Here is a 23,607-nt window from a genome sequence, read left to right on the forward strand (position 1 = left end):
TCTACCTCAGCTTCAGGGTGGCAAGGCCAACCAGCACGAGAATCACGGTGATGATCCAGAAACGGACGATCACGCGCGGCTCGGGCCAGCCCTTGAGTTCAAAGTGGTGGTGAATCGGTGCCATGCGGAACACACGGCGACCGGTGAGCTTAAAGGAAGCGACCTGAATGACGACTGACAGGGTCTCCATCACGAACACGCCGCCCATGATGAACAGGACGATTTCCTGACGGACGATCACCGCGATGGTGCCCAGTGCCGCGCCCAGCGCCAGTGCGCCGACGTCGCCCATGAACACCTGAGCCGGATAGGTGTTGAACCAGAGGAACCCGAGGCCCGCGCCGATCAAGGCGCCGCAGAACACGATCAACTCGCCTGCGCCCGGCACATACGGAATCAGCAGGTATTCAGCGAATTTCACGTTACCCGACAGGTAGCAGAAGATCCCCAACCCGCCGCCGACCATTACGGTGGGCATGATCGCCAGACCGTCGAGACCGTCGGTCAAGTTGACCGCGTTGCTCGAGCCGACGATCACGAAGTAGGTCAGGACGACAAAGCCTATGCCCAGCGGAATGCTGTGGTCCTTGAGCATCGGCAGGATCAGGGTGGTTTCCACCGGCGTCGCTGCAGTCATATAAAGGAAGATCGCCGCGCCCAGGCCGAACACCGATTGCCAGAAGTACTTCCAGCGGCTCGGCAAGCCACGGGAGTTCTTCTCGATCACTTTGCGGTAGTCGTCGACCCAGCCGATCGCGCCGAACAGCAAAGTCACCAGCAGCACAGTCCAGACATAACGGTTGGTCAGGTCAGCCCAAAGCAACGTGCTGACGCCGATGGACGACAGGATCAACGCGCCGCCCATGGTCGGGGTGCCGGACTTGGACAGGTGCGATTGTGGACCGTCGTTACGAACGGATTGACCGATCTGACGGTTCTGTAAAGTGCGGATCATCCACGGGCCATAGCACAGCGACAAAACCAGCGCGGTCAGCACACCGAGAATCCCGCGCAGGGTCAGGTACTGAAAGACCGCGAAGCCTTTGTAGAACTGTTGCAGATACTCCGCTAGCAGCAGCAGCATTAATGTTTCTCCAGGCTGGTCCCGCACAAAGCGGCGACGATGTTTTCCATCGCAGCGCTGCGCGAGCCCTTGATCAAAATGGTGGTGTTTGTGTCTTGCTCGGCGCCCAGGGCCTTGATCAGTTCAGCCTGAGTGCTGAAGTGGAAGGCCTGTGGACCGAAAGCGTTCACGGCGTGAGCCATCATTGGCCCGACAGCGTAAAGCGCGGAAACCTTGCCGCGGGCGTACTCGCCCACATCGCGGTGCCCCTGCTCCGCCCAATCGCCCAACTCGCCGATATCCCCGAGCACCAGAACGGTGCGGCCGGAAAAGCCGGCGAGTATATCAACGGCGGCGCACATGGAGGTGGGGTTCGCGTTGTATGTGTCATCGATGACGCGCATGCCATTGCTGGCCAGTTGCGCAACGGTGCGACCTTTGACCGGTTGCACCGCGCCGAGGCCGGTGGCGATGCCGAACAGCGACACGCCCAGCGCATGGGCGGCAGCGGCGGCGGCCATGGCATTGGCGACGTTATGGGTGCCGAGCAGGTTCAGTTGAACGCGCTCCATACCTTCAGGAGTGTGCAGGTTGAACGCCGGGCAACCACGAGCGTCGCGGTCCAGATCGCTGGCGTAGAAATCGGCACTGACATTGCTCAAGGCGAAGGTCAGCACTTTGCGACCGGCAGCGCGGGTCTTCCAGATGTCGAACGCCTTGTCGTCAAGATTGAGAACGGCGACGCCATCGGCATCCAGCCCTTCAATAATCTCGCCCTTGGCTTCAACGATTTTTTCCGGCCCGCCGAACTCGCCGACGTGGGCGGTCCCGGCGTTGTTGAGCACGGCCACATGAGGCTTGGTCATGCCGACGGTGTAGGCAATTTCGCCGAGCCGCGAAGCACCCAGTTCGATCACCGCTGCGGTATGTTCCGGTGCGAGCTCGAGCAGGGTCAGCGGAACGCCGAGATCATTGTTCAGGTTGCCGCGGGTCGCCAACACCGGACCGCGCGTGCGCAGGATGCTGGCGAGCATTTCCTTGACCGTGGTCTTGCCGCTGGAACCGGTGATCGCTGCGACAGGGTTGGTATAAGCCGCACGGTTCAACGCGCCGAGTTGCCCCAGCGCCTGACGAGTATCTTTCACCAGCAATTGCGGCAGTGTGCTGTCGGCGACTTCGCGCTCGACCAATGCCGCTACGGCGCCTTTCGCGGCGACGTCATTGAGATAGTCATGACCATCGAAGCGCGGGCCGGTCAGGGCAATAAAGAGTTGGCCTGGTTTGATCGCGCGGCTGTCGATGCTGACGCCGTCGAAGCTGGCATCGGCAGTGACCAAGCGGGCATTCAGCGCGCCGGTCAGTTCGCTCAGTTTCAGGGCTTTAAGCATGGGCCACCTCCCACGCGGTCAAGGCGTGATCGGCCTCGACCAGATCCGAGAAAGCGTGACGCTGGCCGTTGATTTCCTGATAGTCCTCGTGACCTTTACCGGCCAGGACAATCACGTCATCCGCCGAAGCGCTGGCGATCAATTGCGCAATCGCCTGGCCACGGCCAGCGACGAAGGTGACTTTATCCACAGCGGTAAAACCGGCGCGGATGTCGTCGAAGATCACTGCCGGGTCTTCGGTGCGCGGGTTGTCATCGGTCACCAGCACGCCGTCAGCCAGACGCTCGACCACTTCAGCCATGAGCGGACGTTTGCCGCGATCGCGATCACCACCGCAACCGAACAGGCACAGCAAACGGCCTTTGGCGTGAGGACGCAGGGCCATCAAGACTTTTTCCAGCGCATCCGGTGTGTGGGCGTAATCGACCACGACCAGCGGCTGAGTACCGCCGCCGAGGCGCTGCATGCGTCCGGCCGGGCCTTCGAGTTTCGGCAGCACGTTGAGGATTTCGTCCAGCGCGTAGTCCAGCCCCAGCAAGGCGCCGACCGCGGCCAGCACGTTGCTCAGGTTGAAGCGACCGAGCAAGGTGCTGCGCAAGTGATGCTCACCCTGCGGCGTGACCAACGTGGCGCGCACGCCTTCGTCGTCGAACTGTGCTTCGCGGCAATAGAGGTAGGCGCTGGCATCTTCCAGGCTGTAGGTGATCAGGCGCGATTCACGTTTGTCCGCAGCCAGTTGGCGGCCGAATTCGTCGTCGAGGTTAACCACCCGGCACTTCAAATCATTCCAGGCAAACAGCTTGGCCTTGGTTTCGCCGTAGGCTTGCATGGTGCCGTGGTAATCCAGGTGATCGCGGGACAGGTTGGTCATCACCGCCACATCGAACGCCAGTGCGGTCACGCGCCCCTGATCCAGACCGTGGGAAGAAACTTCCATGGCGACGGCTTTGGCACCCGCCTTTTTCAGGTCGGCGAGGGTTGCCTGCACGGCGATCGGGTTCGGCGTGGTGTGCAAACCGCTTTCGAGTGCGCCGTAAAAACCGGTGCCCAACGTGCCGACGATGCCGCAGTGCTGGCCGAGCAAATCCAAGGCTTGCGCAACCAACTGCGTCACGCTGGTTTTGCCGTTGGTGCCGGTCACGCCGATCAGGTTCAGGTGACGACTAGGGTCACCGTAAAAACGCCCGGCGATGTCCGACAGCTGCGCCGCCAGGCCTTTGACCGGAATCAGCGGAACATCGGTAATCGGCAATACGGTCGCGCCTTCGACTTCATACGCCACAGCGGCAGCGCCGCGTTGCAGGGCGTCGGCAATGTGCGCGCGACCGTCGAATTTGCCGCCAGGGACGGCGAGAAACAGATCGCCAGCCCGCACGTTGCGGCTGTCCAGGGTCAGTTCGCGGATCAACAGATCGCGGCCGGCGTGGGCGAAAATCTTGTTCAGACTCAGAGACATCAGCCTCGCCCTCCATTGGCTTTCAGCGGAACGACCGGTGCTGCGTTCGCTTGTTGAGTAGGTGGCAGGTTGTCCGGGGTGATGTTCATCAGGCGCAAGGTCCCGGACATCACTTTGCTGAACACCGGGGCCGATACCAGACCACCGAAGTAACCGGCCTTGGTCGGTTCATCGATCACCACCACGATGGCGTAGCGCGGATCGTTCATCGGGCCGAAGCCTGCGAACAGCGAGCGGTAGGAATTCTCGGCGTAGCCTTTGGTGCCCACAGATGTCTTACGCGCAGTACCCGACTTGCCTGCCACGTGGTACGCCGGCACCTGCGCACGGAACACACCGCGCGGGGCTTCGATCACTTGGGTCAGCATGCCTTGCATGGTTTTCGCGACCGCCTCCGGCAATACCTGTGTGGTTTGCGGTGGCTTGTCGGTCTTGATCAGGGTCAGCGGCGCGAGGCGACCATTGTTGGCCAGGGCCGAGAAGGCGTGAACCAACTGGATCGCGGTCACGGAAATACCGTAGCCGTAAGACAGCGTGGCGGTTTCAGCCTTGCGCCATTCGCGGTAGTTCGGCAGGTTGCCGACGCGCTCGCCCGGGAAGCCCAGGCCGGTGTCCTGGCCGAGGCCGACTTTTTGCGCCAGACGGAAAATCGTTTCGCCGCCGATATCGAAGGCGACCTTACTCATGCCGACGTTACTGGAATTGATCAGGATGCCAGTCAGGTCGAGCACCGGACCTTCGCTCTTGGATACGTCCTTGATGGTGTATTTACCAATCTGCAAGGTGCCCGGGTACACCTCGACGGTATCGCTCGGCTTCCAGCGGCCGGTTTCAATCGCGGCGCTCATCGAGATCGCTTTCATCGTCGAACCCGGTTCGAACACGTCGATCATCGCGCGGTTACGCATCATCGCCGGTTGCAGGTTGCGACGGTTGTTCGGGTTGTAGGTCGGCTGGTTGACCATGGCGAGGATCTCGCCGCTCTTCACGTCCATGATCACCAGGCTGCCGGCCTTGGCGCCGTTCTCGATGATCGCGTTACGCAGTTCACGGTTGGCCAGGTATTGCAGACGCAGGTCAATGGACAACGCCAAGGGCTTTCCGGCCTTGGCGTTTTTGGTGACCTGAACATCCTTGATAAGTCGGCCACGCCGATCCTTGATCACCTGTCGCTTGCCGGGGACCCCGGCCAGCCATTCGTCGTAGGCCAGCTCGACGCCTTCACGACCGTGGTCATCGATGTCAGTAAAACCGACCATATGGGCAGTGACTTCACCGGCCGGGTAGAAACGCCGGAATTCTTCGATGCCATAAACGCCCGGCACTTTCAGATCGAGCACGGACTGGCCCTGCTCGGGGGTCAGCCCGCGCACCAGATAAATGAATTCTTTGTTGGCCTGGGCCTCGAGACGTTCGGCCAGGGCTTTCGGGTCCTGCCCCAAGGCAGCCGCCAGTGCAGGCCACTTCTCTTTGGCCGTTTGCATTTCCTTGGCATTGGCCCAAAGGGTGGTGACTGGGGTACTCACGGCCAAAGGCTCGCCGTTACGGTCGGTGATCAGACCACGGTGAGCCGGAATCGGAATATGACGAACGCTGCGCGCATCGCCCTGACCTTTAAGAAAGGCACGGTCGACTACTTGCAGATCGATAATGCGCCAGGAAATCGCCGCGACCATGACGCCGAGCAAACCCAGCACCAGGCGGAACCGCCATGGAAAGAGTGCGCCCTCGAGTTTCATCATGGCGCCACCATCTGCACTTCAGCGGCGCCAGGAATGCGCATCTTCAGTTGCTCGGTCGCCAGGACTTCGATACGGCTGTGGGCGGTCCAGGTACTCTGTTCGAGAATCAAACGGCCCCACTCCGCTTGCGCCTTGTCGCGCACGCTCAGCTCGTTGTACAGCGAGTTCAACAGTTGACGGTTCCAGTGGGCGCTATAGGAAACGCCGATGGCCGACACGAGCACGCCAATAAACAGCAGAAACATGAAAAAGCTTCCGCCGGGAAGTGGCTTGGCGAAAAGCTTGCTCACCGCAGCTTCTCCGCGACGCGCATGACGGCGCTACGGGAACGTGGGTTGGCTTTGAGTTCGGCCTCGGAGGCGGACTGCGCTTTGCCATGGATTTTGATTATGGGTTCGAAGGCGACGTGACGTACCGGCAGGTTGCGGGGCAGGTTGTCAGCTTCGCCTTTCACCAGCTTGCGCATGAACAGTTTGACGATGCGGTCTTCCAGCGAGTGGAAGCTGATGACGACCAGACGGCCGCCGACTTCCAGGCATTCCAGCGCGGCTTCGAGGCCGGCTTCCAGATCACCCAGTTCGTTGTTGACGTGAATACGCAAGCCCTGGAACGCACGGGTCGCCGGGTTTTTGCCCTTTTCCCATGCAGGGTTGGCGACTTTCAGGACTTCGGCCAGATCGGCAGTACGCTCGAACGGCTTGATGTCGCGACGCTCGGCCACGGCACGAGCCATGCGGCCGGAGAAACGTTCTTCGCCGTATTGCTTGAACACCCGGGCGATTTCTTCCACGGGTGCGGTGTTGACGAATTCGGCAGCGCTGATCCCGCGGGACGGATCCATGCGCATGTCCAGCGGGCCATCATTGAGGAAACTGAAGCCGCGCTCAGGGTCGTCGAGCTGCGGCGAGGACACGCCGAGGTCGAGCAAAACGCCGCTGACTTTACCGTCCAGACCACGTTCGGCGACTTCCGAACCGAGCTCGGCAAAGCTGCGCTGCACAACGACAAAGCGGCCGTCTTCGGCCGCTAGCGTTTGCCCGGTGGCAATCGCTTGAGGATCTTTATCGAATCCGAGCACCCGACCATCGGGACCGAGCTGGCTGAGGATCAACCGGCTGTGTCCGCCGCGCCCGAACGTACCGTCCAGATAGCAGCCATCAGGACGTACGGCGAGAGCCTCCACGGCTTCGTCAAGCAGTACGGTGATGTGGTTAAAGCCGCTATCAATAGTCACAGGATCAAATCACGCAGTTCATCAGGCATGGCGCCCGGTTGTTGAATGGCAGCCAGGTCAGCGGCAGAAACCGCATCCCAGGCATCCTCGTCCCACAATTGGAACTTGTTCAGTTGGCCTACCAACATCGCGCGCTTATCCAACTTGGCATATTCACGAAGACGCGGCGGAACCAGAAAACGACCACTGCCATCGAGCTCGAGGTCGACGGCATTACCAATCAGTAAACGTTGCAGGCGGCGGTTCTCTTCGCGAAGCGAAGGCAGTGCGCGCAGTTTGGTTTCAATAATTTCCCACTCATCGAGGGGGTAAACACACAAACACGGATCAACGGCATCAATTGTGACGATTAACTGACCGGAACTACGCGAAACGAGCTCGTCACGGTACCGGCTCGGCATAGCGAGACGGCCCTTTGCGTCGAGACTGATAGCGTTAGCTCCGCGAAACACGTCAGCGTTTCTCCAAATATTAGCGTTTTGAGCTCAAAAAACCCACTTCATGCCACTTTCCGCCACTTGTGCACACTATAGGAATGCGGCCACCGCACCGTCAAGGCGCGGATTAAAGGAAAAGCCTTACAGAACTGAGATTTAGGAGCGTATTAGGAGGGGCAAGGAGAATCAGACGTGTAATCCCGCTCAATAACTTGAACCAGCACTGAAGGCTGCGCTCGAAAGTTAAAGTAATTTGTTAAGAGTAAGATTTTTTTGGTATTACGAAAGTGCTTCTGCTGTTGATTCTGTAAGGAGGGAAATTGCTACTACAGGCGCCCTGCTCAATGATTAAAGCAGGGAGGGGAAAAAGGTGGAGAGTCGATCTGTAAGCCGGGTTCTGTCTTGAACAGTCATTCGTCTACGATGGCCATCACTGGACATCTTTAGCAACCTACCCGGTCCCAGCGCGGGCCACGCCTTGGGACCCTATTTGGTCTTGCTCCAAGTGGGGTTTACCTAAGCCACGAACTGTTGCCAGTCGTGCGGTGCGCTCTTACCGCACCTTTTCACCCTTACCGGCGCCGAAGCGCTTAGGCGGTTATTTTCTGTGGCACTTTCCGTAGGCTCACGCCTCCCAGGCATTACCTGGCACTTCGCCCTATGGAGCCCGGACTTTCCTCCCCCCCCTAATTTTCATAGAGGGCAGCGACTGTCCGATCGACTCTCCGCCGCGAAGATTAACGGCAGAGCCGCCGAAGGACAAGCGCTAAACGCCTTGGGCTACGCCTGCACGTCGGTTTTCACTCGCCCTTCTGTTTATCCAGCGCGACCTGATAGAGCACATTCTTGCGCTCACCGGTAATTTGCGCCGCCAACGCCGCGGCTCGCTTGAGCGGCATTTCTTCAAGCAACAGATTCAGGATGCGCATCGCTTCACTGCTGACGGCGTCCTCGGTCTCGGGGGCAGACCAACCCGCCACCAACACCACGCACTCGCCGCGTTGCTGATTGCTGTCTGACTCGACGAACTCGCGTAACTCGGCCAGCGGCAAACCCTTAAGGGTTTCAAAGGTTTTAGTGATTTCACGGGCCAGCAAAGCCGGGCGCTCCCCACCGAACACCAGTTCCATGTCTTGCAGACATTCAAGGATGCGGTGTGGCGCCTCATAAAAAATCAGCGTGCGCGGTTCTTCCTTTACCAACTCAAGACGGGCGCGCCGACCGACAGCCTTGGCCGGCAGGAAACCTTCGAAGATGAAACGGTCCGACGGCAACCCCGCCGCCGACAACGCTGCGATCAATGCGCAGGCGCCCGGAACCGGCACTACATTGATACCCGCAGCACGGGCCTGACGCACGAGGTGGTAACCCGGATCGGAAATCAACGGCGTGCCCGCATCGGAAATCAGTGCCACATCGTCGCCGGCGAGCAAGCGGGTGATAAAGCGGCTACCTTCATCCCGCTCATTGTGTTCATGACAAGCTGCCAGCGGTGTAGGAATGCCGAAATGCTGCATCAAACGCTGGGAGTGGCGGGTATCTTCGGCCGCGATCAGGGCGACCTCGCGCAGGATCTTCAGCGCACGCGCACTGATGTCGTCCAGGTTGCCGATGGGCGTCGCCACCACATAAAGCGAGCCAGCAGCGGAATTCAAAGCACCTGGAGCAGTCAAAGCGCACACCTCATGATCGGTAAAAGCCGCCATTGTAGCGCGTCGTGAGGTTCGCGATACGCGCAAGCAACCCTCGGTTTTGCAGCCTTTTGTGCAGTGCCGCAACATTTGCACGAGCTAAATTGATCGATTCACACCAGTAACATCGCGCCCCGGCCAGTGCTTGGGTACAATTCCACGCTAATTTGATCGAGTATCAGGAACACTACATGATCGCTTGCCTGCGGCTGTTCACTGCCCTCTGCCTCGCTGCCTTGCTGGCGGCTTGCGCCAGCTCGCCCTCCTCCAGCCTTGGCGAACTTCCACGGACCCCGGATGCCAGTATCGAGCAGTTGCTCGCACAGGCCGCTCAAAGCAAGGACCCGGAAAAAGCCTCCCTGTTGCGCCTGAGCGCAGCAGACCTGGCCTATCGTCAGGGGAATGCCGGCCAGTCCGCGCAAATCCTGCAACAAGTCCCCGTCGAAACACTCAAGCCTGGCCAACAGGTTTTCGCCAGCACCCTGGCGGCTGAACTGGCCATGGTTCGCAATCAGCCCAAAGCGGCGCTGACTGCCTTGAGTCATCCGAGCCTGCAACGCCTGAGTGAACTGCCGGTTGAACAACAGGTTCGCACCGGCACTGTTCATGCCCGCGCCCTTGAAGCCGATGGCCAGACGCTGGCCGCCGCTCGGGAACGCATCTTTATTGCGCCAATGCTCGAAGGTGAAGCGGCCAGCAAAAACCACGAAGCGATCTGGACTCTGATCGCCTCGCTGCCGACCGATCAGTTGCAGCCAAATACCTCCGATGACCTCGGCGGCTGGATGGGCCTGGCGCAGGCGGTGAAAACTGCCGGCACCCTGGAACAGCAGCAAGCCGCGATCGACAACTGGCGCGCACAGAATCCAAAGCACCCGGCCGCCATTCAATTGCCGCTGCCACTGACCAAGCTCAAGGAACTGGCCAGCCAGCCCCTGGGCAAAATCGCCCTGCTGCTGCCACAAGACGGCCCGCTGGCGTCGGTCGGCAAAGCACTGCGCGAAGGTTTCATGGCTGCTCACTACCAGGCTCAACAAGCCGGGCAGAAGCCGCCAGCCATCGAGTTCTATGACAGTTCGAAACTCACTTCGATGGACGAGTTCTACCGCAAGGCCCAAGCCGATGGCGTGCAGCTGGTCGTCGGCCCGCTGGAGAAGCCGCTGGTCAAACAGCTCAGCGCTCGCCCGCAATTGCCGATCACCACCCTGGCACTGAACTACAGCGAAGGCGAACAAGGTCCCGCCCAGCTGTACCAGTTTGGTCTGGCTGCTGAAGACGAAGCCCGCGAAGTGTCCCGCCGTGCTCGCGCCGATGGCCTGCATCGCGCAGCCATCATGGTGCCGAAAGGCGAATGGGGCGATCGTGTTTTGAGAGCCTTCAGCCAGGATTGGCAGGCTAACGGTGGCAGCATCGTCGCCACCGAACGTGTCGACCAACCGGTTCAACTGGCCCAGCAAATTGCCGACATGTTCCAGCTGCGTCAGAGCGAAGGTCGTGCCAAGAGCCTGCAAAGCACCGTTGGCGGGCAGGTAGCTGCGCAGCCTTCGCGTCGCCAGGACATCGAGTTCATCTTCCTGGCCGCAACGCCTCAGCAAGCCCAGCAGATCAAGCCGACCCTGAACTTCCAGTACGCCGGCGACGTGCCGGTTTATGCCACCTCCCACGTGTTCAGCGCCAGCGGCGATGTGAATCAGTACAACGACATGAACGGCATTCGCTTCTGCGAAACCCCATGGTTGCTGGAGGCCAACGATCCGCTGCGCAAACAAGTGACCGCTCAATGGCCACAAGCTGCTGGCAGCCTGGGTCGTCTGTACGCGATGGGCGTTGACGCCTATCGCCTGGCACCACGCCTGGGTCAACTCAAGGCTCTGCCGGACAGTCGCATCGAAGGTCAATCAGGCAGCCTGGGCATGACTCAGAACCAACGCGTGGTCCGCCAGTTGCCGTGGGCACAGTTCGTCAGCGGCCAGGTTCAACGCCTGCCGGACACCCCACGCTGATGCCCGACAGATCACGCCAGCAAAGCGGTAAAGATGCCGAGCGCCATGCGCTCGAGCATCTTCAACAACAAGGTCTGCGCCTGCTGGCGCAGAACTGGTTGTGTAAACGCGGTGAGCTTGATCTGGTCATGCTTGATGGCGATACAGTAGTATTCGTTGAAGTCCGCTACAGAAAAAACACTCAATGGGGTGGCGCACTCGGCAGCATCGATGAGCGCAAACGGCAGAAACTGATTTTTGCCGCGCAGTATTTTCTTCAGCGCGAGTCGCGCTGGGCCAATTCCCCTTGCCGTTTCGACGTGGTTGCCATCGACAGCAACCTCGATCAGTTGAATTGGTTGCAGAATGCCTTCGACAGCTGATCGCAAGCACCCCGAACCGGACACTTTCACCCAAAACTTTTGCTCTTTGCTTTGCGGGCTGCACATTCATGTGCCGAGTAGCCGCGCTAATTAAGGTCACACAGATGGACATGCAATCCCGAATTCGCCAGCTTTTTCAGGCCAGTATCGATACCAAGCAAATGGCGATGGACGTACTTGCACCGCACATCGAGCAAGCCAGCCAAGTGATGGTCAACGCCCTGCTCAACGAAGGCAAAATGCTGTCCTGCGGCAACGGCGGCTCTGCCGGTGATGCCCAGCACTTCTCGTCCGAGCTGCTCAACCGCTTCGAGCGCGAACGTCCGAGCCTGCCAGCGATTGCGCTGACCACCGACAGCTCGACGATCACCTCGATCGCCAACGACTACAGCTACAACGAAATATTCTCCAAACAGATCCGCGCCCTCGGCCAGCCGGGTGACGTATTGCTCGCGATTTCCACCAGCGGCAACTCGGCAAACATTATTCAAGCGATCCAGGCCGCACATGATCGCGAAATGATTGTCGTAGCATTGACCGGTCGCGATGGCGGCGGCATGGCATCGCTGCTATTGCCCGAGGACGTCGAGATTCGCGTACCGGCCAACGTCACCGCACGTATTCAGGAAGTCCACCTGCTGGCGATCCATTGCCTTTGCGATTTGATCGACAGCCAACTGTTCGGGAGTGAAGAATGACCCCTAATCGCCTAGGCCTTCTGGCCTTGACCCTGTGCCTCGGCATCAGCGGCTGCACCTCGGTGGTTAACGCCAGCCGTGAAGCACCGATTGAAGATGACCGCGGCACCCGCACCTTCGGCAGTAAGATCGACGACTCTCTGATCGACACCAAGGTCGGCGTGAACATCGCCAAGGCCGATCCAGCCCTGGATAACGACTCGCACATCGTCGTCACCAGCTTCAATGGCGTCGTGCTGCTCGCCGGGCAAACCCCGCGCGCCGACCTCAAGGCCAAGGCCGAACAGGCCGCTGCGGCTGTTCAGCGCGTGAAGACAGTCCACAACGAACTGCAAGTCCTGCCACCTTCCGGCTTCCTTGCCCGCCAGAACGACACCTGGCTGACCTCCAAGATCAAGACCCAGATGCTCACCGATCCGAACATTCCTGGCTCGCGCATCAAGGTTGTCACCGAGAACGGCATCGTCTACCTGCTGGGTCTGCTGACCAAACAGGAAGCTACTCAGGCGACCAACCTGGTGCAAGGTGTTTCCGGGGTGCAGAAGATTGTGAAGTTGTTTGAATACATCGACTGACACGCAACACGCAGGCACAAAAAAGGCGATCCTTGCGGATCGCCTTTTTTATTACTTCACCACCTTCAAACTCGGTCGACCGCTGGGACGCGGCGGCTCGCTGTCGGGTGGCGGAATATCGTCATCCGGCTCGATCTCTTCCTCGTCTTCCATAGGCGATTCCAGATCGAACACCATGCCCTGACCGTTCTCCCGGGCGTAAATGCCCAGGATCGATGCGATAGGCACGTACAGGGTGTGCGGCACGCCACCGAAGCGCCCTTCGAAGCTGACCGCTTCGTTGTCCATGTGCAGATGACGCACGGCTGCCGGCGATACGTTCAGGACAATCTGTCCGTCACTGGCAAAACCCTGAGGCACCTGCACCGACGGATACTCGGAATTGACCAGCATGTGCGGGGTGCAATCGTTGTCCACAATCCACTCGTAGAGCGCGCGGACCAGATAAGGTCGACTGGAGTTCATAGCGGCTCCTTAAGCCTTAGCGCATATCGCGTTCGACACCAGACAGACTCGCCTGGAAAGCCTCACGCGCAAACGAGCGCTCCATGTAATCAAGCAGCGGCTTGGCAGGCCGCGGCAGTTCAATACCCAGAATCGGCAATCGCCAGAGTATTGGCAATAGGCAGCAATCCACCAGACTTTGTTCCTCACTGAGGAAAAACGGCTTGTCGGCGAACAGCGGCGACACGCCGGTCAGGCTTTCGCGCAGCTCTTTACGAGCCACGACACGGGCTGCTTCCTTGGACCGGGAATCCAGGATCAGATCCACCAGACCACACCAGTCACGCTGAATACGATGAATCAGCAGACGGCTGTTGGCACGCGCCACTGGATAAACCGGCAGTAAAGGCGGGTGCGGGTAACGCTCATCCAGATATTCCATCACCACGGTCGACTCCCACAACGCCAGGTCACGATCGACCAGGGTGGGCAAGCTGCCGTAAGGGTTCACTTCAATCAGTTTAGGCGGCTGGCGACCAGCTTCCACGTAAATGATCTCGGCGCTGACACCCTTCTCTGCAAGTACGATACGCACTCGGTGGGAATAGTGGTCGGCGGGGTCGGAGTAACAGGCCAACCGATTGGTCACGCCCATGGCGGTCCTCCTCGCTTGTTGAAATTATCGGAAACGGAAAAACGCACGCGCCCAGAGGGCGCCTCCCGTAACGCCTGGATCACCAGGCTCGTTACACCTTCAGAGACGCCCTTGGGCGCGCGCGATTGACAGCAATTTTACAGCAATATCAATGGACGTCTTTCCAGTATTCACGCTTGAGCAAGTATGCGAATACGAAGAAGAACGCCAGGTACAGCAACACATAGGTACCGATGCGCTGATGCTGCAGCTTCACCGGGTTGGCCGAGTAGGCCAGGAAGGTCACCAGATTCTTGACCTTCTCGTCGAACTGCTCTTCGTTCAGCGTGCCGGTTTTCGGCAATACGGTCAGTTGATCGCAGGCTTCATGCGTCAAAGCGGTGCCGGTCAGTGGATCGTATTGCTTCTTGCCGTCTTCGACGATTTGAACTTGTTTACAGCCTACCACCTGACGACCCTGCAGGCCGACCAGAACGTTAGGCATCCCGACGTTCGGGAACACCTTGTTGTTCACGCCCCAAGGACGCGATGGGTCTTCGTAGAAAGATTTCAGGTAACCGTAGAGCCAGTCAGTGCCACGAACGCGGGCGACCAGGGTCAGGTCGGGCGGCGCCGCACCGAACCAGGTCTTGGCGTCAGCCGGCTGCATGCCGATGCTCATGTGGTCGCCGATCTTGGCGCCGGTGAACACCACCTTCGAGAGCATCAGGTCGTGCGGAATGCCCAAGTCATCGGCGACACGCTCGTAACGCTGGAACTTGGCGCTGTGACAGCCCATGCAGTAGTTGGCGAATGTACGCGCGCCATCCTGCATGGCAGCCTTGTCGGAAACGTCGATGTCGACCTTTTCGAGCTCAGGACCACCGTGTTCGGCCGCGAAGGACAGCACGGGCAAAGCAGCAAGAATCAGTACAGCAAATAGCTTTTTCATCAGCCAGTCACCCTTTCCGGAACCGGTTTGGTCTTCTCGAGCCTGGTGTAGAACGGCATCAGAATGAAGTAGGCGAAGTACAGGAAAGTACAGACCTGCGACAGCAACGTACGCTCAGGGGTAGGCGCCATGACACCCAGCCAACCAAGAATCACGAACGAGATGCAGAACACCCAGAGCCAGATTTTGCTCAGCCAGCCCTTGTAGCGCATCGACTTGACCGGACTCCGATCAAGCCACGGCAGGACAAACAGCAACGCAATCGAGGCACCCATGGCAACAACGCCCAGGAGCTTGTCCGGAATCGCCCGCAAAATCGCGTAGAACGGGGTGAAGTACCAGACCGGAGCGATGTGCTCTGGCGTCTTGAAGGCGTTCGCCACTTCAAAGTTCGGCTTCTCGAGGAAGTAGCCGCCCATTTCCGGGAAGAAGAACACGATCGAGCAGAAGATGAACAGGAACACCACCACGCCGACGATATCTTTCACGGTGTAGTACGGGTGGAAGGCAATGCCGTCCAGCGGTACGCCGTTTTCGTCTTTGAATTTCTTGATGTCCACGCCGTCCGGGTTGTTCGACCCCACTTCGTGCAGCGCCAGAACGTGCAGCACCACCAGACCGAGGATCACGATCGGCAACGCCACAACGTGCAGGGCGAAGAAGCGGTTCAGGGTGATACCGGAAATCAGGTAGTCACCACGGATCCACTGAGTCAGATCGTTGCCGATGACCGGGATCGCACCGAACAGCGAGATGATCACCTGGGCACCCCAGTAGGACATCTGACCCCACGGCAGCAGGTAACCCATGAAGGCTTCAGCCATCAGCGCCAGATAGATCAGCATGCCGAAGACCCACACCAGCTCACGCGGCTTCTGGTACGAACCGTAGAGCAAGCCACGGAACATGTGCAGATAGACCACGATGAAGAACGCCGAGGCGCCGGTGGAGTGCAGCAGACGCAGGATCGAGCCGTACTCGACGTCGCGCATGATGTATTCGACAGAAGCAAATGCCTCTTCCGCCGACGGGGTGTAGCTCATGGTCAGCCAGACACCGGTAACGATCTGGTTGACCAGAACGAGCAGTGCGAGGGAGCCAAAGAAATAGAAGAAGTTGAAGTTCTTCGGGGCGTAGTACTTGCTGAGATGGTCTTCCCACATTTTGGTCGCGGGAAAGCGCGCATCAACCCAATCCATGAACTTGCTCATCACGCTTTCTCCGTATCGACGCCAATGACAATGATGTCATCGGTCTCATAGGAATGCGGGGGAACTGGCAGGTTCAAAGGCGCAGGTTGCGACTTGTAGACGCGGCCAGCCAGATCGTAGTGGGAACCGTGGCAAGGGCAGAAATAACCACCTACCCAGTCCTTGCCCAGATCCGCAGGTGCCACTTCTGGACGGAAGGTCGGCGAGCAACCCAGGTGCGTGCAGATACCGATCAGCAGCAGAACCTCTGGCTTGATCGAACGCGTTTCGGGGTCGACGTAGGTCGGTTGTGTCGAGTTCTTGGAGGTCGGGTCAGACAGCTGGCCCTCGATCTTTTTCAGATTCCCCAGGATTTCCGCGGTTCGGCGGACAATGAACACCGGCTGACCGCGCCACTCAGCAATCATCTGCTGGCCTGGCTCGATTTTGCTGACATTCACCTTCACCGGTGCACCTGCGGCTTTCGCCTTGGCACTGGGAAACCATGACCCCACGAACGGGACCGCAGCCCCCACCGCTCCTGCAGCACCCACCACGGATGTGGCTGCTACCAAGAAGCGACGCCGGCCTGCATTCACGCCGTCATTGCTCATTCAGTCCTCTCCCATCAGCTTTGTGGCCTGTTAAATCAGGCGTCTACTAAGTAAAAATCTGAACTTATAAAAATTTTGCCGAATGGTAATGAAAAGCCCCAATTCTGACAAGGTAATTACCGAGGGGCTCCACTGCCAAGCCTTGCAGTATAGGGCTTCTACGGCTGTGGCAAGTTGTCACAGAGCAATTCTTTGATAAATCGCGCCCATAAAAAAACGCCCAGCTTCGCGAGGAAACTGGGCGTTCTTCTTGAACGTAAAAGCGAATTAACGCTTCGAGTACTGCGGACGCTTACGCGCTTTACGCAGACCAACTTTCTTACGTTCAACTTCACGTGCATCGCGAGTAACGAAGCCAGCTTTGCGCAGAGCGCCACGCAGGGTTTCGTCGTACTGCATCAGTGCGCGAGTGATACCGTGGCGGATTGCGCCAGCTTGACCACTTACACCACCACCGATCACGGTGACGTAGATGTCGAATTTCTCGACAGTCTCAGTCAGTTCCAGCGGCTGACGAACTACCATGCGGGCAGTTTCGCGGCCGAAGAAATTTTCCAGGGTGCGGTTGTTGATGGAGATGTTACCAGTACCCGGACGCAGGAAAACGCGTGCGGTTGCGGTCTTGCGACGGCCAGTGCCGTAATTTTGAGTCGCCGACATAATGAACTATTCCGTTAAAACTTCAGTTCTTGGGGCTGCTGAGCAGTATGAGGGTGTACAGCGCCCGCATAGACTTTCAGCTTACGATACATGTCGCGACCCAGCGGGTTCTTAGGCAGCATGCCTTTGACCGCGGTCTCGATCACGCGCTCAGGGGCTTTAGCGATCAGCTTTTCGAAGTTGATCGACTTGATGCCGCCCGGGAAACCGGAGTGGGAGTAGTAGATTTTATCGGTGGTTTTAGCACCGGTTACACGAATCTGCTCGGCATTGATAACGACGATGTAATCGCCGGTGTCAACGTGAGGAGTGTACTCAGCTTTATGCTTGCCACGCAGACGGCTCGCGATTTCGGTGGCCAGACGACCCAGGGTCTGACCTGCAGCGTCGACGACAAACCAGTCGTGCTGTACTGTTTCCGGTTTAGCAGTAAAAGTTTTCATTCTTTATAGCCTCAGGGGCCGCCCTGTAAATTAGACGGCGGATCTTACTGAATAGTGCGTACTTTGACAAGTCAAAGGCAGCCGGATACAGACGCTTTCGGGGGCTCGGGTCGGCGCGTCCGTTCAACGGCAAGATTCTTCGGCGGCGGCGCATCACTTCCACTGCAGAAAGAGGTGCGCAATTATGCAGATTGCGAAAAATAATTCAACCTGCTTTTATGATTGTTTTGCCCAAGGAGCACCCGATGGACTATCGACAGCTAGGCCGAACCAATCTGAACGTGAGCGCCATCTGCCTAGGAACCATGACCTGGGGCGAGCAAAACAGCGAGGCTGAAGCCTTCGCCCAGATTGAACGGGCCAAGAGCGCCGGGATCAATTTCATCGACACTGCCGAGATGTACCCAGTGCCACCCAAGGCCGAAACCTACGCCACCACCGAGCGCTACATCGGCAATTACTTCAAAAGCCGCGGTGATCGCGCCGACTGGATCCTGGCCAGCAAGATCGCCGGCCCCGGCAACACCATCGACTACATCCGCGACAAAAACCTGCGACACAACCGCCAGCACATCACCGAAGCCGTGGATGCCAGCCTCAAGCGTTTGCAGACCGACTACATCGACCTCTACCAGCTGCATTGGCCAGAGCGCAGCACCAATTTCTTCGGTCAGCTCGGTTACAAACACCAGACCGAAGCCAACCTCACGCCGCTGGAGGACACCCTCGAAGCGCTGGACGAGCAGGTCAAGGCTGGCAAGATCCGCCACATCGGCCTGTCCAACGAAACGCCATGGGGCACCATGCGTTTCCTCGCCCTGGCGGAAGCCCGTGGCTGGCCGCGTGCGGTGTCGATCCAGAACCCGTACAACCTGCTCAACCGCAGCTTCGAAGTCGGTCTGGCAGAAATCGCCATCCGCGAACAATGCGGCCTGCTCGCCTATTCGCCGCTGGCGTTCGGTTTCCTGTCGGGCAAGTACGAAGGTGGCGCGCGCCCGCCCAAAGGCCGCCTGAGCCTCTACAGCCGCTTCAGCCGCTATTTCAACCCGCAGTCGGAAGCCGCGTGCAGTCGTTATGTGGCACTGGCGCGTGAACACGGCCTGGACCCGGCGCAAATGGCGTTGGCGTTTGTCACTCAGCAGCCGTTTGTGACCAGCAACATCATTGGCGCGACGACGATGGAGCAACTTGAAAGCAATTTAGCGAGCTTCGAGCTGAAACTATCCGATGAAGTGTTGGAGGGAATCGAGGCGATCCACAAGGATCACCCGAACCCTGCACCTTGATGGATTCATAGACCGCTATCGCGAGCAGGCTCACTCCTACAGGTTTTGCACAATCCCTGTAGGAGTGAGCCTGCTCGCGATAGCGGTCTGATAATCACCGCAAGGTCAAAGCGACCGCGCAATAATCTCCTTCATGATTTCATTGGTCCCCGCATAAATCCGCTGCACCCGCGCATCCGCCCACGCCCGGGCGATCGGGTATTCCCACATGAAACCGTAGCCGCCGTGCAACTGCACGCACTCGTCGAGCACCTTGCATTGCAGGTCGGTGCCCCAGTACTTGGCCATCGCCGCAGTCGGCACGTCGAGCTTGCCTTGCAGGTGCAGTTCCAGACAGCGATCGACGAAGACCCGACCGATCTGAATCTCGGTCGCCATCTCCGCCAGTTTGAAACGGGTGTTCTGGAAGTCGGCGATCGCCTTGCCGAATGCCTTGCGCTCGCGGGTGTAATCCAGCGTCCATTGCAATGCAGCTTCAGCCGAAGCAAGCCCGCCGATGGCAACGGTAAGACGCTCTTGAGGCAATTCTTGCATCAGGTACGCGAAGCCCATCCCGGCCTGCCCCAACAGGTTTTCCTTGGGTACCCGAACGTCCTGGAAGAACAGTTCCGAGGTGTCCTGAGCCTTCATGCCGACTTTTTCCAGACGCTTGCCCTTGGCGAAGCCTGGGGTGTTGGCTTCCACCAGAAACAGGCTGGTTCCTTTCGCGCCGGCCTTCGGATCGGTCTTGGCCACGACAATCACCAGGTCAGCGAGAAAGCCGTTGGTGATGAACGTCTTCGAACCATTGATCACATACTCGTCGCCATCGAGCAGCGCGGTGGTTTTCACCCCTTGCAAGTCGGAACCGGCACCCGGCTCGGTCATGGCAATCGCCGTGACCATCTCGCCAGACACCAGTTTCGGCAGGTATTTGTGTTTCAGCGCTTCACTGCCGTAATGCAGGATGTACGGCGCGACGATGTCCGAATGCAGGGAAAAACCGATACCGGTCAGGCCGAGACGACCGATCTCTTCGATCACCACTGTGCTGTAGAGAAAGTCCGCCCCCAGGCCGCCGTACTCTTCCGGCAAATGCGAACACAGCATCCCCGCCTCCCCCGCCTTGTTCCAGAGTTTGCGATCGATATAGCCTTGTTTTTCCCATTGCCCATGGAACGGCACGGCCTCTTTTTCGAGGAACGTTCGCACACTGTCGCGAAAAAGTTCGTGCTCGGAACTGAACAAGGTTCTGGGGATCATGCGGCACCTGTCGTTATTGTTAGCCGGAATTGACCTCCAGAGACTATGCCCCGCATCCGATACAGGACACTGGACACATCAGACAAAAAATAAGACGATCCAGCCGTCTGGTGACCACTTTCCCCTATAAGAATAAAGTTGAATTATGTCTAACCAAGTCTCCACGCCCTTGCGGCGCGTCAGCATCCTGGCTATCGACCGGGTTTTCGCTTCCACCCTCATGCAAGCCAAGGATTTCTTCCACCTGGCCAGCCTGCGTTACGGCAAACAACTGGGCCAAGGCCTGACTCCGGCGTTCGAAACCCGCCTGGTCAGCCCCGATGGCAAACCGGTGAACAGCTTCAGCGATGTGGTCATGCCGGTGGACGGCGGCCTGGAAAACGCCGACATCATTGTCCTTCCAGCCTTCTGGGACGATTTCGACACCCTTTGCCAACGTTATCCACAGGTCCTGCCCTGGCTGCGTCAGCAACATGCTCGCGGCGCAGTACTCTGCGGCGAAGCCACCGGGGTGTTCTGGCTGGCCGAGGCCGGGCTGCTCGACGGCAAGGAAGCGACCACTTACTGGCGCTTCTTCAATGCGTTTGCCGAACGCTTCCCGCGGGTTCAGCTCAATCAGGACAAGCACCTGACCGATGCCGATAACCTGTATTGCGCGGGCGGCACCACCTCGGCCTGCGACCTTTACATTTACCTGATCGAACGCTTCTGCGGCGCCAACGTGTCCCAGGCCGTCGCGCGGGACATTCTTTATGAAGTGCAGCGCAGCTACTCGCCAGGACGAATCGGTTTCGGCGGTCAGAAGCTGCACCAGGATGTGATCATCCTGCAGATCCAGCACTGGCTCGAAGAACACTTCGCCGACAAATTCCGCTTCGAAGACGTGGCTCGCGAACACGGCATGAGCATCCGTAATTTCATGCGGCGCTTCCAGACCGCCACCGGCGACAAGCCGCTGCATTACCTGCAACGACTGCGCATCGAAACCGCCAAGGGCCTGCTCTCCGGCAGCCGCAAGAGCATCAAGACCATCAGCTATGAAGTCGGTTACGACGACGCGAGCTTCTTCGCTCGGCTGTTCCGCCAGCACACCGAGCTGTCGCCGAACCAGTATCGGCAGCAGTTTCAACAGGCTGCATAACTGTTGATATAGGCGCCGCCACGGAATTGCCAAGCGGCGCCTGTTTCAGAATTAAACTGCAAACACCAACAGTGTTTAAAGATAACGTTCGCGTGATTATTTCCCTTACATGAAAAACGGAATGCAGAGCACCGAACAAGTCCTTTGTACGCTTGCGAGCCGCTTACTGAGAACCCCAATATAGTCTTCCCGCCAGCTGAACTGCACTTCAGGGAAGATCAACAATGACCACAGAAACAAGTTCCCAGTTTCTCTCATTTAACGACAAGACCGAAAATCTCCAGGCTAAAAATAAATGGTCAGGCCGATTCCCAAATCCGCCGGACTTATGCTTTGACTACCGAGCGTTAATTGAGCAGGAACACGGCGTAGCAAAGGCAACTGATCCCACCCATAAAATATGCATCATTGGCGCAGGCGTTACCGGACTCACTGCCGCTCGAGAACTTTATCGTTGCGGTTTTACCGACGTGACACTGATAGAACAATCGACACGCATTGGCGGCAGGCACCTGACCGTCCATGGCAGCCATCCAATAAAAGAAAGTCATACACCTTTCGAGATGGGCGCCATGCGTCTTCCATTTTTCAATAGAGAAAACGAGCCACCCAAAGAGGGTCGATCGCTGATGGCTTACTACGCCAAGGCATTTGACCTGGCGCTATCTGACTTCCCCAATCCGGGAAGTCAGTGGGTGAGTTCGACAGGCATTTATCTTCAGGAAGGCAGCCTGGGTGGTCGCGCGAATCCGCACATGTTGATCTGGACGAATGAAGACGGCTTGACGCCTCCACCCGACGAGGCGCTGCAAACGGTTTATGCCAAGTGGAAGGCCTTTGCCGCCAGGATGACTCGCCAGATTGCGCTGATCTACGCCACGCAGGAGTGGGAAGCCGTCTGGGCGGCCATCGTCGACAGGTACGAGCGTGTTTCGTTTCGCGACCTGGTCTGCATGCCGGTGCTGGAAACCTGGAACAAGGACAAACCAGGAGATTTCGGCGGAGTCGGAATGACCTCGCACGAATCCACCCTGTTCTATTCGATTGGCATCGGCGATGGTAGCTGGGGCGCTTTTTATGACGTGTGCGCGCTCTACCCACTGCGTACCGCCATTTTCGGATTCAGCAGTCGCCTGCAACTGGTTCACGGTCGGGTCGATTCGTGCGGCGAACCGCTTCCCGCGCCTTACTTGCACAGCGACGCCGTTCTCGATGCGAAGGGCCTGCCTTTCGACAGCCCGCGCTACATCGGCCTCGCGGCGCTGGACGAATGCCTGCTGTTCATGAACACCGACAGCGCGCACAAATCGTTCTACGAACATTGTCTTGAAAGAGGCGACGGATTTTTCACCGATTCATCCGTCAACAAACTGAAGAAGCTGGACGATCAAAAAGTACGCGTCTACTACACATGGAAATTCAGCCAGCCCTGTCAATCGCAGGAACTGTTCGATGACTTTGACGCCGTCATCATGACCTTGCCTTCATGGTTGATCGAAACAGGTATCCGGCTCGAAAACTTCAATCAGCAGATGCTGCCATTCGCGATGATCAACGCTTACAAAACGGCACACTGGGAAACAAGTTGCAAAGTGTACGCCCCCTTAAGCAAATCATTCCTTTCAAGCAAAACCCGAATCCCCCACGCCATTGTGACCGACAGTTTCATTCATGACGTATACAGCTATCGCTATAACGAGAATTATCCATACGACTGCATATTACTAAGTTACACATGGGAGGATGACGCCACCAAACTGGCGCTGTTTAACGACCAGGAACTGGTGGCGAAGTGCGTAGAGGAACTCGACCGGATACTGATGAATTCCGTCAATATCCAGCAGAAGATCTCTCCCTACATTAAAACTGAACATGCCGTGGTCCAACGCTGGATGACGGACAGAAACGCTTTGGGCTGCGCAAAGTTATACAGGCCCGGCACTTATTACGACGCGGTGAGCCTGATGAAGTACAACCGGGATTTCTCGCCTGTTTCCGGTCTGTATTTTTCCGGCGAATCGTTTTCAGTCGATGCCGGCTGGACAGAGCCGTGCTTTCGCGGCGCCGTGGATGCCGTGATTCATATCTGCAATAAAACCGCAGCGGTATTCAACGGCGGATTCTGCATGAGCGACTACCCGCACTACCGCATCCGCAATTGACATCCGGCTCCATCGCCCAGAACCAATGCGCCCTGCGCGTTGGTTCTGTCTCTGCGTAACCGCTCTATTACGCCACCTTGCGCCCCGGCAGAAGAATTCGGGCGCTCTGCCCTGCGCGATCTTCGGACGCGGACTACAGCTCAAACGGAAGCCGCTGACTTACGCAAAAATGCCATTTCAACTCTTATAA

At 58.1% G+C, this 23,607-nt stretch carries 23 protein-coding genes and 1 other RNA gene; 7 read left to right on the top strand and 17 right to left on the bottom strand.

The genetic code is table 11. From position 1 onward, the window contains the following. Position 1: 1 nt before the first annotated feature. From mraY to rsmI, 9 genes are all read right to left on the bottom strand, one after another. Positions 2–1,084: a phospho-N-acetylmuramoyl-pentapeptide-transferase gene (gene mraY / locus AC3IUE_RS27015; protein WP_033061333.1), complete on the bottom strand. Its 1,083-nt coding sequence runs from the start codon at positions 1,082–1,084 to the stop codon at positions 2–4. Next, complete coding sequence (locus AC3IUE_RS27020; protein ID WP_489264272.1) at positions 1,084–2,451, bottom strand: UDP-N-acetylmuramoyl-tripeptide--D-alanyl-D-alanine ligase; 1,368 nt, start codon at positions 2,449–2,451, stop codon at positions 1,084–1,086. The genes mraY and AC3IUE_RS27020 overlap by 1 nt, the downstream gene beginning before the upstream one ends. After that, positions 2,444–3,907 (bottom strand): UDP-N-acetylmuramoyl-L-alanyl-D-glutamate--2,6-diaminopimelate ligase, encoded by a 1,464-nt coding sequence (locus AC3IUE_RS27025; protein ID WP_489264273.1) that lies wholly within the window; start codon positions 3,905–3,907, stop codon positions 2,444–2,446. Before AC3IUE_RS27025 ends, AC3IUE_RS27020 begins: the two co-directional genes overlap by 8 nt. Then, positions 3,907–5,646 carry a peptidoglycan D,D-transpeptidase FtsI family protein gene (locus tag AC3IUE_RS27030; protein WP_177338843.1) on the bottom strand — a complete coding sequence of 580 codons (1,740 nt, stop codon included), beginning with the start codon at positions 5,644–5,646 and terminating at the stop codon, positions 3,907–3,909. The genes AC3IUE_RS27025 and AC3IUE_RS27030 overlap by 1 nt, the downstream gene beginning before the upstream one ends. Continuing rightward, entirely contained in the window at positions 5,646–5,939 is a 294-nt protein-coding gene (ftsL, locus tag AC3IUE_RS27035; RefSeq protein WP_033053422.1) for a cell division protein FtsL, read from the bottom strand. Before ftsL ends, AC3IUE_RS27030 begins: the two co-directional genes overlap by 1 nt. After that, on the bottom strand, positions 5,936–6,883 hold the full coding sequence (gene rsmH / locus AC3IUE_RS27040) for a 16S rRNA (cytosine(1402)-N(4))-methyltransferase RsmH (protein WP_046048256.1): 948 nt from the start codon (positions 6,881–6,883) through the stop codon (positions 5,936–5,938). The genes ftsL and rsmH overlap by 4 nt, the downstream gene beginning before the upstream one ends. Continuing rightward, positions 6,880–7,335, bottom strand: a complete 456-nt coding sequence (mraZ, locus tag AC3IUE_RS27045) for a division/cell wall cluster transcriptional repressor MraZ (protein ID WP_008147486.1) — start codon at positions 7,333–7,335, stop codon at positions 6,880–6,882. The genes rsmH and mraZ overlap by 4 nt, the downstream gene beginning before the upstream one ends. A 355-nt stretch (positions 7,336–7,690) precedes the next feature. Beyond that, an RNA gene (gene rnpB, locus AC3IUE_RS27050) (RNase P RNA component class A) lies at positions 7,691–8,045 on the bottom strand. 75 nt (positions 8,046–8,120) lie between these two features. Further along, positions 8,121–9,026, bottom strand: coding sequence for a 16S rRNA (cytidine(1402)-2'-O)-methyltransferase (gene rsmI / locus AC3IUE_RS27055; RefSeq protein WP_165353260.1), 906 nt, complete (start codon positions 9,024–9,026; stop codon positions 8,121–8,123). A gap of 176 nt (positions 9,027–9,202) precedes the next feature. On the opposite strand from rsmI, the gene AC3IUE_RS27060 reads away from it, so the two are divergent. The 4 genes from AC3IUE_RS27060 (at position 9,203) to AC3IUE_RS27075 (ending at position 12,649) form a co-directional block, all read left to right on the top strand. Then, positions 9,203–11,014 carry a penicillin-binding protein activator gene (locus AC3IUE_RS27060; protein WP_056740905.1) on the top strand — a complete coding sequence of 604 codons (1,812 nt, stop codon included), beginning with the start codon at positions 9,203–9,205 and terminating at the stop codon, positions 11,012–11,014. Then, on the top strand, positions 11,014–11,376 hold the full coding sequence (locus tag AC3IUE_RS27065; RefSeq protein WP_056740903.1) for a YraN family protein: 363 nt from the start codon (positions 11,014–11,016) through the stop codon (positions 11,374–11,376). The genes AC3IUE_RS27060 and AC3IUE_RS27065 overlap by 1 nt, the downstream gene beginning before the upstream one ends. A gap of 104 nt (positions 11,377–11,480) precedes the next feature. After that, positions 11,481–12,074: a phosphoheptose isomerase gene (locus AC3IUE_RS27070; protein WP_008025961.1), complete on the top strand. Its 594-nt coding sequence runs from the start codon at positions 11,481–11,483 to the stop codon at positions 12,072–12,074. Further along, positions 12,071–12,649 carry a BON domain-containing protein gene (locus tag AC3IUE_RS27075; RefSeq protein WP_056740902.1) on the top strand — a complete coding sequence of 193 codons (579 nt, stop codon included), beginning with the start codon at positions 12,071–12,073 and terminating at the stop codon, positions 12,647–12,649. The genes AC3IUE_RS27070 and AC3IUE_RS27075 overlap by 4 nt, the downstream gene beginning before the upstream one ends. 51 nt (positions 12,650–12,700) lie before the next feature. Here the strand turns inward: AC3IUE_RS27075 and AC3IUE_RS27080 are convergent, their stop codons facing one another. From AC3IUE_RS27080 to rplM, 7 genes are all read right to left on the bottom strand, one after another. Further along, positions 12,701–13,114, bottom strand: a complete 414-nt coding sequence (locus AC3IUE_RS27080) for a ClpXP protease specificity-enhancing factor (RefSeq protein ID WP_008155980.1) — start codon at positions 13,112–13,114, stop codon at positions 12,701–12,703. A 16-nt stretch (positions 13,115–13,130) separates the two neighbouring features. Beyond that, a complete protein-coding gene (locus tag AC3IUE_RS27085) occupies positions 13,131–13,748 on the bottom strand; it encodes a glutathione S-transferase N-terminal domain-containing protein (RefSeq protein ID WP_008155978.1) in 618 nt (205 codons plus the stop codon). Positions 13,749–13,896: 148 nt separating this feature from the next. Then, entirely contained in the window at positions 13,897–14,679 is a 783-nt protein-coding gene (locus AC3IUE_RS27090; protein ID WP_056740900.1) for a cytochrome c1, read from the bottom strand. Continuing rightward, positions 14,679–15,890 (bottom strand): cytochrome b, encoded by a 1,212-nt coding sequence (locus AC3IUE_RS27095; protein WP_046048261.1) that lies wholly within the window; start codon positions 15,888–15,890, stop codon positions 14,679–14,681. Before AC3IUE_RS27095 ends, AC3IUE_RS27090 begins: the two co-directional genes overlap by 1 nt. Further along, positions 15,890–16,483, bottom strand: a complete 594-nt coding sequence (petA, locus tag AC3IUE_RS27100) for a ubiquinol-cytochrome c reductase iron-sulfur subunit (protein ID WP_033061319.1) — start codon at positions 16,481–16,483, stop codon at positions 15,890–15,892. Before petA ends, AC3IUE_RS27095 begins: the two co-directional genes overlap by 1 nt. Positions 16,484–16,750: 267 nt before the next feature. Further along, complete coding sequence (rpsI, locus tag AC3IUE_RS27105) at positions 16,751–17,143, bottom strand: 30S ribosomal protein S9 (RefSeq protein WP_003216038.1); 393 nt, start codon at positions 17,141–17,143, stop codon at positions 16,751–16,753. 14 nt (positions 17,144–17,157) lie between these two features. Then, positions 17,158–17,586 carry a 50S ribosomal protein L13 gene (gene rplM / locus AC3IUE_RS27110; RefSeq protein ID WP_046048262.1) on the bottom strand — a complete coding sequence of 143 codons (429 nt, stop codon included), beginning with the start codon at positions 17,584–17,586 and terminating at the stop codon, positions 17,158–17,160. A 245-nt stretch (positions 17,587–17,831) separates the two neighbouring features. Here rplM and AC3IUE_RS27115 point away from each other — a divergent pair, with 245 nt between their 5' ends. Then, a complete protein-coding gene (locus AC3IUE_RS27115) occupies positions 17,832–18,872 on the top strand; it encodes an NADP(H)-dependent aldo-keto reductase (RefSeq protein ID WP_095130461.1) in 1,041 nt (346 codons plus the stop codon). A 105-nt stretch (positions 18,873–18,977) separates the two neighbouring features. Here the strand turns inward: AC3IUE_RS27115 and AC3IUE_RS27120 are convergent, their stop codons facing one another. Then, entirely contained in the window at positions 18,978–20,114 is a 1,137-nt protein-coding gene (locus AC3IUE_RS27120; protein WP_489264274.1) for an acyl-CoA dehydrogenase family protein, read from the bottom strand. 244 nt (positions 20,115–20,358) lie between these two features. On the opposite strand from AC3IUE_RS27120, the gene AC3IUE_RS27125 reads away from it, so the two are divergent. Both AC3IUE_RS27125 and AC3IUE_RS27130 read left to right on the top strand, forming a co-directional pair. After that, entirely contained in the window at positions 20,359–21,255 is an 897-nt protein-coding gene (locus tag AC3IUE_RS27125) for a GlxA family transcriptional regulator (protein ID WP_177338842.1), read from the top strand. Between the two features lie 224 nt (positions 21,256–21,479). Beyond that, positions 21,480–23,417, top strand: a complete 1,938-nt coding sequence (locus AC3IUE_RS27130; RefSeq protein ID WP_489264275.1) for a flavin monoamine oxidase family protein — start codon at positions 21,480–21,482, stop codon at positions 23,415–23,417. Positions 23,418–23,607 lie beyond the last annotated feature (190 nt).

The organism is Pseudomonas sp. GL_093, assembly GCF_057837605.1.